We start from the raw sequence: 9,346 nt of genomic DNA on the forward strand, positions 1-9,346 counted from the left end.
ATGCGGCTTCTGGAAAGATGATGCACTTGTGGCTTCGGAAATAATCGAGAAATTCTGGGCGGATATTCCCGGAATATGGATATGCATTGAGGAACTCTGAAATGGACATTTCAAGAGTAAAATACAATCTTGGCAAAGATGTGCGGCTCAGGCTTCCGAGGCACTACATTGACGGACAGTATCGGTTAACAGGCTGCATACTCCGTCGAAAGAAAACAGGCGAATTTTACTATCAAGCGGAGCTTATTGATAAGGCAAGCGGTTCAATTGCGATAACTTCGCTTGATGATATTTCTGAGGAAGGAGAAAACAAATAATACTGAAGTGTGAAAAATGCATTCATAAGAAAATCTGCATCGACGGGGCAAATTACAAGAACGCCGAGGCTTGCAGGAATTTTGTTAATGAAAAGGATTTTACGCCCGTAGAGCATGGGCACTGGGACGTAGGATACTTCCACGACAGGGTTTGCAGCAACTGCTTGCACCCAAGTAATGACCTTGGCAATTATCCATATAAATTCTGTCCTCACTGCGGGGCTAAAATGGACGGAGGTGATGATAATGCGAGTAAAACAACTTATTGAACAACTTCAGAGATACGACCCCGAAGCGGAAGTGCTGGGATTATGCTGTGACGATAACCCACTTGCAGGGGACGGCTTTGAAATACGTCGATCAATTGAAATTAATTACTCGGACAAGTCGGAAGCTATCGTATATATTGACGGTACAGCAGACTGAACAAGGAGATCAAAAGCTTATGATGCGTGAAATATTATTCAGAGGAAAAACAAAAGCAATAACAGGCTGTCCATATAACAACGGTAAACCTGACGGTGAATGGGTGTTCGGGTATGTGTTCTCCGACCTTGGAGCGATGAAAATACGGCAGCACGAAACTGACAGACCTGAATGCAATGATTATGAGGTTGACCCTGAAACAGTGGGACAATATACGGGCGTAAATGACAAGAACGGCACAAAGATTTTCGAGGAGGATATCGTCCAAGCGTTTACACGATACGGAACGAAGCATATATATCCTATCAAATATAGAAACGGAACATTTTGGTTCGGCAATTGGAATTGGATTGAGTTTCTTGACCGTTTTCAGTTTCGTGAAGTCATCGGCAATATTTTCGATAATCCCGAATTGCTTGGAGGTGAAAACAATGGCATCAACAGGTAACGGCGACAGAAAAATCAGACTTCTTGCGGTGTACAAGCTTTTGTTGGAAACATCGGCGGAAAAGCCCATAACTATCGCTGAGATTATACGCAGGACGAACCGTGAGTACAATCTGAACATTCAGCATATCACGATATACAGCGACCTGGATTGCATTGCTATAGTTGACCCGAGACTTCAAAGGCAGGTCAGACACGGCACTGGCGGTACTTTATGCTGGATTGAAAAGGAGTGATGCATATTGACGGAAAAACAGCTTAATCAGATTTTTTATCTTTCCAAAGAAAAGAAAATGTGGGAGGACAAGCTTAAAAGTCTTACCGAAGTAAAAGCTATGGGATACGAAAACAGCGGAGCGGGAAGAGGAACGGGCATCTCTTCTCCTGTTGTACAGCTTGCGGAACAGCGTGAGAAAATACGAGATATCATTTCAGCCAAGCTTGCAGAAATATCATTTGTAGAACGGGAAATTTTGGAATATATAAATTCTATAGATGATTCTGTTATTCGTCAGATAATGATATACAGACATATAGAACTTAAAAGTTGGGTTCAGGTCGCAAATGCAATAGGCGGTAAAAACACTGCTGATAGTGTCCGCAAAATACACGAAAGATTTTTACATAAATCTTAAACTTGTCCGGTTTGTCCGCTTTGCCTATAGTATAATATAAAATAGCAAAGAAAATGAACAATAAGCGGCTCACACTGTCAGTAAATGCTGTCAGATGTGGCCGCTTCATTCTTTGCTGCAGAGGTGTTTTTATGAAAAAGACTTGTGTATATTGTGGCAGAATACATAAAAAAGGATATATCTGTCCTGACAAACCTAAGAAATTTAAAAACCGAACTACAAAAGACAAGTTCCGTTCAACTATAGCCTGGCAGAAAAAGAGAAACGCCGTGGCAGAGCGTGACCTGTGGCTTTGCCGTGTATGTCTTGAACAGGGACGTCTGAACGGCGACAGCTTGCAGGTGCATCACATAACGCCGTTGTCCGAGGATTATTCCCTGCGGCTTGAAGATGACAACCTTATCACCCTTTGTCCTGTTCATCACGAGCAGGCAGAGTGCGGGCAGATACCTGCCGACCACCTGCGTGAGCTGGCGGTATCCCCCCCGGTGCCTGAGCGGAAAAATTTTTAAGTGTTTTAGACCAACGCCTGCCCTCTATTAACGAGAATGTGGGAAAATGAAAAATTGAGGTGATAAAATGGCAAGGCCTGCAAAGCCGATAGATATGAGAGCTGACAGCGACCGTCACAAGGAACGATACGCCAAGCGCAAGAGTGCCGAGGAAGCTTTAAAAGGCAGCGATATAAATATACCTCGAGATATTACCGAGAGCCAGGAAAAAATATGTGAGCATATTATCGGAGAACTTGAAAAAAGCGGAATATTGTGCTCGCTCGACGAATATGTTCTTGAACAATGTGCTGTTGCAGCTGACTGCTTGCACAAAATAAACAAGCTTATAAATTCGGGCGATGACGAAGCAATGTTTTCAAAAGATATGCTTATTGTAAAGGAAAAATACGAAAAGACATTTTTCAAGTGCTGCGATGAGCTTTGTTTGTCTCCACAGTCACGGGCGAAAATTGCAAACATCAATTCCCAGGCGGCTGATGACGGAACGGAATTGCTCAAGCAGATACTTGCGGGGGAAAATGTCGGAGACAATAGTTGATATGAACATATATTCAACGGCATACTGGCGGCTGCCTTCTGGAAAAATCTTCGGTGAGCCGAGGGTTGTGGAAGTAAGATTTAAAGGTCAAAACCGTGCGAAAAACGGTCGGTTTGATTTTGATGATAGTATCAGAAAGAATAAAAAGTGCAAAAAATCATTGACAAAAAATCATAATGGTGTTAAGCTTGATAAGAAGGGACATTCTTTCAAGTATCAGCAATGTGCTGTTTCCAACATTGAGTATGCTTGCTTTATTCGCAATGTGAATACTTTCTATAAAGAAAGATATTCAAAAAAGAAATGGTGCAAATATTATTCAGGTGAGCTTGATATAATGTTCTATTTTGAAAACCACGGCTTTGATGACTATTGTATTTATAGAAAAGGATAATGATTATGAGCTATAAAACAGAACGTGCTCTTGCTTCAAATTCTGAACTGAAATCACTTCTTGAAAAAGTGCCTGATACATATTTCGATTTTGTCCTTGGCGTAATGCTTACTTTTGTTGATGATAAAGCAGGTCAAAACAAAATGATATCTTTTCTGAAAACAAATCCAAATGCAAATACAGATGATGTTTCCGAATACGAAAATAAGCTGCTTTTCGGTTATTAAATCAAAATATTTTTACCGTTCAGAGATGAGCGGTATTTTTATACCCTGACAAGGCTTTGAGGGATACAAAGGAGGAATAAAAATGGACATAGAGATAAGGGCGGACGGCACACTGCATATCGAGGGCTATGTGAACGCTGTGGAGAGAGACAGCAGGACGGTCATTTGCCCCGAATGCGGCAAGTGTGTTGAACAGATACGGGCAGGGGCATTCGGCGAGGCTCTTAGAGCGGCTAAGAATGTTGATATCCTGCTCAATCACGATAAGGAGAGAAAGCTGGGGAGCACTTCCGAGGGCACGTTATCGCTGTATGAGGACAGCATCGGGCTGCGGGCTTCTGCTGATATCCGTGACGCTGATGTTATTTCCGAGGCGAGGGCGGGCAGGCTCAGAGGTTGGAGCTTCGGCTTCAAAAAGCTTTCAAGCGAGATTGAGAGCAGGGCAAACACGATACCGAGGAGAATCGTTACGTCAATGGCGCTGAATGAGGTCTCGCTCATTGATGACAGGTACACTCCCTGTTATGCGGGAACTTCAATCGAGCTGAGGGCTGACGGCGAAACGGACGAGCACGAGCTCAGGAGCAATGAGGACGAAGTGCATTTCTCGGAAGTTCCCGAGGATAAGCCAGAGGTGCATAATGAGTGGTGTGAGCCTTATCTGAGAATGCTGGAGGCTGAGGGTGGCTGAACTTCCGATGAGTGCCGATTTAATCCTAATCACGATGATAAGGGGAGATTTTGCTCGGGCAGAGGGCTTGACAATGGTAGCAGAAGTGGTATAATGAATACAGGTGCAATAAGCGGAGCATTGAACCCTTACAGCAAGGAAGCTGAAAAGCACGCTGTTAAATATTATGAATCTGTTCGCCATATGAAAACGGATACGCAGAAGATATCTGCGGCAACAGGAATAAGCCGTGATAAAATTGACAAAATAAAAAATCACGTTTTTATTACCGAACACGACCTCTTGACAGGGCATAAGCGATTTGCCCCCTCTTATGATATGGCTCAGTCTTGGCAGCGGCTTATAAACGGCGATTTCAAGGAACAGGATATTGTTTTACTGAAACACGAATATGCCGAACTCCGCTATATGGAAAAAGGGTATTCTCAAAATGAAGCCCACATCTTGGCTTCAAAAAAATATAATTACGCAAAATATTGCGAATAAGGAGGTGCTTATATGGTAAGCCTTTTGAATATTATTTTTGATGGGAACAGCATTTCCTGCGACTATATTCCCGAAAACAGCAGTGATGCTGGAAAAGTGACTGTTGATGCCAAAACACGAGAGGTCACAAACGTTGAGTTTTCCAAATATGAGCACGGCAAGAAAATGTATGTGGCTCACGTGCGTTCAAAGCTTTCAGAGCTTTTGGATTTAGGTCAACCTATTCCCAAGGAAGCAACAGCAATATGGTTTTAATCACCTTACGCAAGTAGGGTGATTTTTTATACCCACACAAGCGTGTATGTTCACGACATTTTTGTCGGTAACATATGCGCATTTTTTATACCCGAAAGGCGGTGAGAATATGAAAGATAAAACAGCGGAATATGCGGCGATATTCGATGAGAACATCAAAGCCCACGGCACAGACTTTGAGGCGGGAATCGCTATGGAGGAATGTGCGGAGCTTATTCAGGCAATATCGAAAGTAAGGCGTTACGGCTTTGTCGGCAAGTACAAGGATAATCTCCTTGAAGAGATTGCCGATGTGGATATCGTGCTTACCGAGCTTACGATGATGTTTGATATTGACCCTGATGAATTTTTCAGCATTCGTGACAGGAAAGTCCAGAGGATAAAGGAGAGACTGGAAGAAAACAAAGCCAAACGGCTATAAACACCATTTTGTTGAGGTCAACAAAATGATAATACAGTAAATCAGCAGCTTTCGGGCTGCTATTTTTATGCCCAAAACGGAGGGCGTGACCTCCGAGGGGTACGTACAAACAGAACATAAAAAACGGAGGTAATCAGATGAAAGAACTTATTGAAAGAAGGGGCGCTGTTAAGCGCAGAATGGCGGAGCTTATCGGAGCTATCAAGGACGAGAAGAGAGCGTTCAGCACTGAGGAGCAGGCAGAATTTGAAAAGCTGGAGAGTGAGCTTGGTTCTCTTAATGCGACTATCGAAGCTGAGAAGAGAGCGCAGGCGGCAGGACTTTCCGCCAATGATGACGAGGGCGGCGATGACGGCGCAGAGGGTGACGTTGAAACAAGAGCCGCAAAGGATATCGTTTCCGATTTTATCAGAGGAAATGAGCTGAGAGCGGGCGAAATGACCGTTGCGGGCACAGGAAACATCGTTCCCACGGAATTTTCACAGGACATTATTCACGACACTGTAGCTCTTTCGGGCGTGCTGAATATGGTTTCTGTTGTAAATTCCAAGGGTACATACAAGCAGATAGTTTCCGACAGCGCAAACAAGATATCCGCAGGCTGGACAGACGAAATCGCAGAGATCACCGCTTCCGATGCAAAGTTTACAACTATTGAGATCGGACATCACAAGCTGACGGCGCTTTCCAAGCTCTCTATCGAGCTTATCAATCAGAATGATTTTGATATTGCAAGTGAGGTTATGTATCAGACTGAGCGTGATTTTGCTCTTAAGGCTGAGACAGCTATCATCAAGGGCGACGGTTCGGGCAAGCCTTACGGACTTACCACAGGCGGCACGGCATTCACACTTGCGTCAAAGACTGCTGTCACTGCGGACGAGATCGTGAAGATATACCACAAGCTCAAGGCGGCATATCAGCAGGAGGCTGTATGGATTATGTCAAATGACACTCTCTGTGCTATCAGACTTCTTACAGACGGCAGCGGCAGATATATTTTCCACCAGAACGAAAATCTCACAAGCGGATATGCGGGCTTTATTCTCGGCAAGCCTGTTCTTGTTTCCGACGCTATGGACAACATCGGCTCGGAAAAGAAGCCTATTCTCTTCGGTGATCTCGGCAGGGCTTACAAGGTAAACCTTAACCCCGATGTGTCTATGCAGGTGCTCAACGAGAAGTACGCCGACTTCGGTATGAAGGGTATTCTTTCCATTATGTGGATCGACGGCAGACCTGTAAACAACGAGGCATACGTTACCGTAAGCTGCCCCACATAAGGAGTGATGATATATGCTTATCAAGGCTAATGTGAGCTTTGCGGGCGATATTGTTATGAGGAAGGGCGAGGAGAGGGAGCTTGAAACTTCTGTGGCTCTCTCTGACCTCCTCCGCTGCGGTTATGTGAGTGAAGTAAAAAAGGCGGTGGAAGTAAATGACGGTAAGCACAGTAACGCTCGAAAGCGTAAAACAGAGCCTGAGAATTGACTATGATTACGATGACGAGATGCTTCTTTCAATAATGGACGCTGCAAAGGGCTATATGATGTCCCAGATGTCGCTTACTGCCGAGGAGCTCGACAAATACCCCGAAATGGTATATGCATTCTGCTGCATATGCGGCAGTATGTACAACGATCGGACGATGAACGCTGAAAACGTCAAGCCCAATCAGACCGCCGAGAACATTATGGCGATGCATAAAAGAGGGTATGTACAATGAATACAGACCGAATGAACGCCCGCATTACGTTTCAGAAAAGCTCTGACGGCATAGAATGGAAAGATGTGCTTTCCTGCTATGCCTACATAAACGGCGTGAACGGTAATGAGTTCTTTATCGCAAATGCGGGATATGAGGCGGCACTCACTGTAACGGTGTCCTGCCGCTATCAGCCTGCACTGATGAAGATAACACCGATGCAGTACAGAATTATTTGCGGCGGCGTGAAGTATGAGCTGCTTTCCCCTGCCGATGATGTTCGCTTTGAACACAGAGAAGTAATATTCAGGGCGAAGAGGATATACACAGAGGAGGACGGAGAATGAACACGGCTGATATACTTGCTGTTGTGAAAGAGCTTGGTTTGGGGCTTGAATGGCACAGCTACAGAGCGGTTCCCAATGCTCACAGCTTTGCGACCTATGATATCCCGAACAAGACCTTTGACGGGGCGGACGAAATGGCATTTATGCGGCATTATCCGCTGAATGTCACATTCTTTTACCGTGACACAAAAACGGCAAAGGATTTTGAGAATGAAAAGGCCTTTGAAAGCGCTGTCAGACCTATGGGAAATTTCACAAGTGTCAGTGATTATGACAGCTCAAACGGGCTTTTTTTCACGCAGTACACTTTCAATATGAATGAGAATATGGAGGAATGAAAATGGATAACAAGTGCTATTACGGCTCAGGAAGATTTTACAGTGATGACTATGACAAGTCCACTTTTCCTATGCCCAAGGACCCTAAGGGCATCACAAAGGACGAGAAGGACAAGCTTGTCAAGTTTGTTGCTCAGCATCTGAACGAGGAGTATCAGATAGGCTACCTTAAGGACGGCTATCAGTTTACCGTTTCCACAAACAAGCTTCAGGACCAGAGCGACCTCGGAGAGATAAAGACAAACGTTATCAACGAGGAGAACGCTACTGTCAAGATATCTCTTTACAACGCCAATGCTGAAACCATTTCAAAGCAGTATCCCACTGCAAAGAACTGCAAGATCGATAATTTCAGTATCACCACTGTTGGCGGCGTGGGCGACATTGACGAGACCCCTCACGTACTTATCTTCAAGCACGATGATAATGCATACGGCGACACTGTTGTTGTCTGCATCGGCAAGAACACAAGCGGTTTTGACGCTGTATGGAAGCAGAATGCCGTTACCCCCTTCCCCTGCACATATGATCTTGAATCTCTCGACAGCGACGGCAGACTGGCAATGTTCATTGACTGCCCCAAGGGTACGGACTGGGACACTCTGGCGGCGGGTGAATAATGATATCCGTATCGCCATTTAAAAAGCCTGTGTTTATGCTCCCCTGCCCCCCTGTGGGGGCGGTAAGGGGGCGTATATGCAGCAAGAGGACGTATGACAGGATAACGCTTGCGGCGGGCGGCGGGCTTGACAGGAAGGCTCTCAGTGCCATTCTCGCTGAAATTGCTCCCGATGCCGATATCAAGGTCATAGGCATTACGGGAACGATGAAGCTTATGGCGGCATACCGTGAGGCGGTGGAAAAATACTGCGAGGACAATATTGACATTTTCGGTCTGCCGAAAGCTTTCGGAATGGACGGCGGCGAGGAGTGCAGGCTACCTGTTATAACCTACGGGGAGCGGCTTGTGTATGAGCATTCGGGCTTATCCTTTGACAAAATAGCCGAGCTTGATATACTTGATTTCCGTATGCTTCTGGCTGATGCTGTGAAGTACAGGGTGCTTAACCGCAGTGACGGCAAGGGCAGAGAATTTCTGAATGAGTGCTATGATTTTATGCACAGGCGGTCTACGTTGTTTGAGTAAGGAGTGTGAAGTTTATGGGTATGTGGGATATGCCTGCGAGGCATTATACAACTGATACGGAATTGCGTTTCAACCCGTATCACGACCCGCAGAACGGTAGGTTTACTACTGCGGGAGGCGGGAGCGGCGGCGGGTTTCTTTATTCAAAGGGTGGGAAAAGCTTTTATGTTTTTGATGCGGCGAATAAAGAAAAATCCGCAGCTAATCTAACTTCGGAAGAAAAAGTCAAGGATCTTGACAAGAAAATCAACGGCATAAAAGAACAGCTGGCTGAGATCGTGAAAGAGAATGGCAGTGCCCAGGGTCTTCCTGATAAATATTATGATTTACAAACGCAAAGAAATTCTTTAGAAAGTGAACGTGACAAAGAATTTGCGAAAATTATAGCAAACAGAAAGCCGACAGAAAAGAAGGAACATCACACGTTCATAAATGGTTGGGGTGAGGCAACAAAAAG

Annotated in this window: 22 protein-coding genes; all 22 read left to right on the forward strand. The window is 44.9% G+C overall.

The features are described from left to right. Nucleotides 1-100, forward strand: a 100-nt coding sequence (locus ACR0QN_RS13345; protein WP_432651737.1) for a RusA family crossover junction endodeoxyribonuclease, incomplete at its 5' end; no start/stop codon positions are given. Nucleotide 101: 1 nt separating this feature from the next. Next, nucleotides 102-317, forward strand: a complete 216-nt coding sequence (locus ACR0QN_RS13350) for a hypothetical protein (RefSeq protein ID WP_432651716.1) — start codon at nt 102-104, stop codon at nt 315-317. A 177-nt stretch (nt 318-494) separates the two neighbouring features. Then, nucleotides 495-743: a hypothetical protein gene (locus ACR0QN_RS13355; RefSeq protein WP_432651717.1), complete on the forward strand. Its 249-nt coding sequence runs from the start codon at nt 495-497 to the stop codon at nt 741-743. A gap of 19 nt (nt 744-762) precedes the next feature. Further along, nucleotides 763-1,191, forward strand: coding sequence for a YopX family protein (locus ACR0QN_RS13360; RefSeq protein ID WP_432651718.1), 429 nt, complete (start codon nt 763-765; stop codon nt 1,189-1,191). Continuing rightward, nucleotides 1,175-1,426 (forward strand): hypothetical protein, encoded by a 252-nt coding sequence (locus ACR0QN_RS13365; protein ID WP_432651719.1) that lies wholly within the window; start codon nt 1,175-1,177, stop codon nt 1,424-1,426. Before ACR0QN_RS13360 ends, ACR0QN_RS13365 begins: the two co-directional genes overlap by 17 nt. Before the next feature lie 99 nt (nt 1,427-1,525). Then, complete coding sequence (locus ACR0QN_RS13370; protein WP_432651720.1) at nt 1,526-1,825, forward strand: hypothetical protein; 300 nt, start codon at nt 1,526-1,528, stop codon at nt 1,823-1,825. A 131-nt stretch (nt 1,826-1,956) separates the two neighbouring features. After that, complete coding sequence (locus ACR0QN_RS13375) at nt 1,957-2,337, forward strand: HNH endonuclease (RefSeq protein WP_432651721.1); 381 nt, start codon at nt 1,957-1,959, stop codon at nt 2,335-2,337. A 94-nt stretch (nt 2,338-2,431) separates the two neighbouring features. Continuing rightward, the gene (locus tag ACR0QN_RS13380; protein ID WP_432651722.1) at nt 2,432-2,878 is read left to right on the forward strand and encodes a P27 family phage terminase small subunit; all 447 of its coding nucleotides are present in this window, start codon (nt 2,432-2,434) and stop codon (nt 2,876-2,878) included. A 1-nt stretch (nt 2,879) separates the two neighbouring features. Beyond that, nucleotides 2,880-3,272 carry a hypothetical protein gene (locus ACR0QN_RS13385; RefSeq protein ID WP_432651723.1) on the forward strand — a complete coding sequence of 131 codons (393 nt, stop codon included), beginning with the start codon at nt 2,880-2,882 and terminating at the stop codon, nt 3,270-3,272. Nucleotides 3,273-3,277: 5 nt separating this feature from the next. Continuing rightward, nucleotides 3,278-3,499, forward strand: coding sequence for a hypothetical protein (locus ACR0QN_RS13390; protein WP_432651724.1), 222 nt, complete (start codon nt 3,278-3,280; stop codon nt 3,497-3,499). An 82-nt stretch (nt 3,500-3,581) separates the two neighbouring features. Then, nucleotides 3,582-4,190: an HK97 family phage prohead protease gene (locus ACR0QN_RS13395; RefSeq protein ID WP_432651725.1), complete on the forward strand. Its 609-nt coding sequence runs from the start codon at nt 3,582-3,584 to the stop codon at nt 4,188-4,190. A 93-nt stretch (nt 4,191-4,283) separates the two neighbouring features. Further along, complete coding sequence (locus ACR0QN_RS13400; RefSeq protein ID WP_432651726.1) at nt 4,284-4,676, forward strand: hypothetical protein; 393 nt, start codon at nt 4,284-4,286, stop codon at nt 4,674-4,676. A gap of 12 nt (nt 4,677-4,688) precedes the next feature. Beyond that, nucleotides 4,689-4,931, forward strand: coding sequence for a hypothetical protein (locus tag ACR0QN_RS13405; protein WP_432651727.1), 243 nt, complete (start codon nt 4,689-4,691; stop codon nt 4,929-4,931). Nucleotides 4,932-5,040: 109 nt separating this feature from the next. Then, on the forward strand, nt 5,041-5,352 hold the full coding sequence (locus tag ACR0QN_RS13410) for a hypothetical protein (RefSeq protein WP_432651728.1): 312 nt from the start codon (nt 5,041-5,043) through the stop codon (nt 5,350-5,352). Nucleotides 5,353-5,489: 137 nt separating this feature from the next. Continuing rightward, the gene (locus ACR0QN_RS13415) at nt 5,490-6,635 is read left to right on the forward strand and encodes a phage major capsid protein (RefSeq protein ID WP_432651729.1); all 1,146 of its coding nucleotides are present in this window, start codon (nt 5,490-5,492) and stop codon (nt 6,633-6,635) included. A gap of 13 nt (nt 6,636-6,648) precedes the next feature. Continuing rightward, nucleotides 6,649-6,843 (forward strand): hypothetical protein, encoded by a 195-nt coding sequence (locus tag ACR0QN_RS13420; RefSeq protein ID WP_432651730.1) that lies wholly within the window; start codon nt 6,649-6,651, stop codon nt 6,841-6,843. Continuing rightward, nucleotides 6,791-7,078, forward strand: coding sequence for a head-tail connector protein (locus ACR0QN_RS13425; protein WP_432651731.1), 288 nt, complete (start codon nt 6,791-6,793; stop codon nt 7,076-7,078). The genes ACR0QN_RS13420 and ACR0QN_RS13425 overlap by 53 nt, the downstream gene beginning before the upstream one ends. Next, complete coding sequence (locus ACR0QN_RS13430) at nt 7,075-7,404, forward strand: phage head closure protein (protein ID WP_432651732.1); 330 nt, start codon at nt 7,075-7,077, stop codon at nt 7,402-7,404. The genes ACR0QN_RS13425 and ACR0QN_RS13430 overlap by 4 nt, the downstream gene beginning before the upstream one ends. After that, the gene (locus ACR0QN_RS13435; RefSeq protein WP_432651733.1) at nt 7,401-7,742 is read left to right on the forward strand and encodes a hypothetical protein; all 342 of its coding nucleotides are present in this window, start codon (nt 7,401-7,403) and stop codon (nt 7,740-7,742) included. The genes ACR0QN_RS13430 and ACR0QN_RS13435 overlap by 4 nt, the downstream gene beginning before the upstream one ends. A 2-nt stretch (nt 7,743-7,744) precedes the next feature. Next, nucleotides 7,745-8,362: a hypothetical protein gene (locus ACR0QN_RS13440; protein WP_432651734.1), complete on the forward strand. Its 618-nt coding sequence runs from the start codon at nt 7,745-7,747 to the stop codon at nt 8,360-8,362. Beyond that, nucleotides 8,362-8,889: a hypothetical protein gene (locus ACR0QN_RS13445; RefSeq protein ID WP_432651735.1), complete on the forward strand. Its 528-nt coding sequence runs from the start codon at nt 8,362-8,364 to the stop codon at nt 8,887-8,889. The genes ACR0QN_RS13440 and ACR0QN_RS13445 overlap by 1 nt, the downstream gene beginning before the upstream one ends. A gap of 14 nt (nt 8,890-8,903) precedes the next feature. After that, nucleotides 8,904-9,346: hypothetical protein (locus tag ACR0QN_RS13450; protein WP_432651736.1), on the forward strand; the 443-nt coding region annotated here is incomplete at its 3' end.

It is taken from the genome of Huintestinicola sp. (assembly GCF_050874005.1).
Classification (GTDB): domain Bacteria; phylum Bacillota; class Clostridia; order Oscillospirales; family Ruminococcaceae; genus Huintestinicola.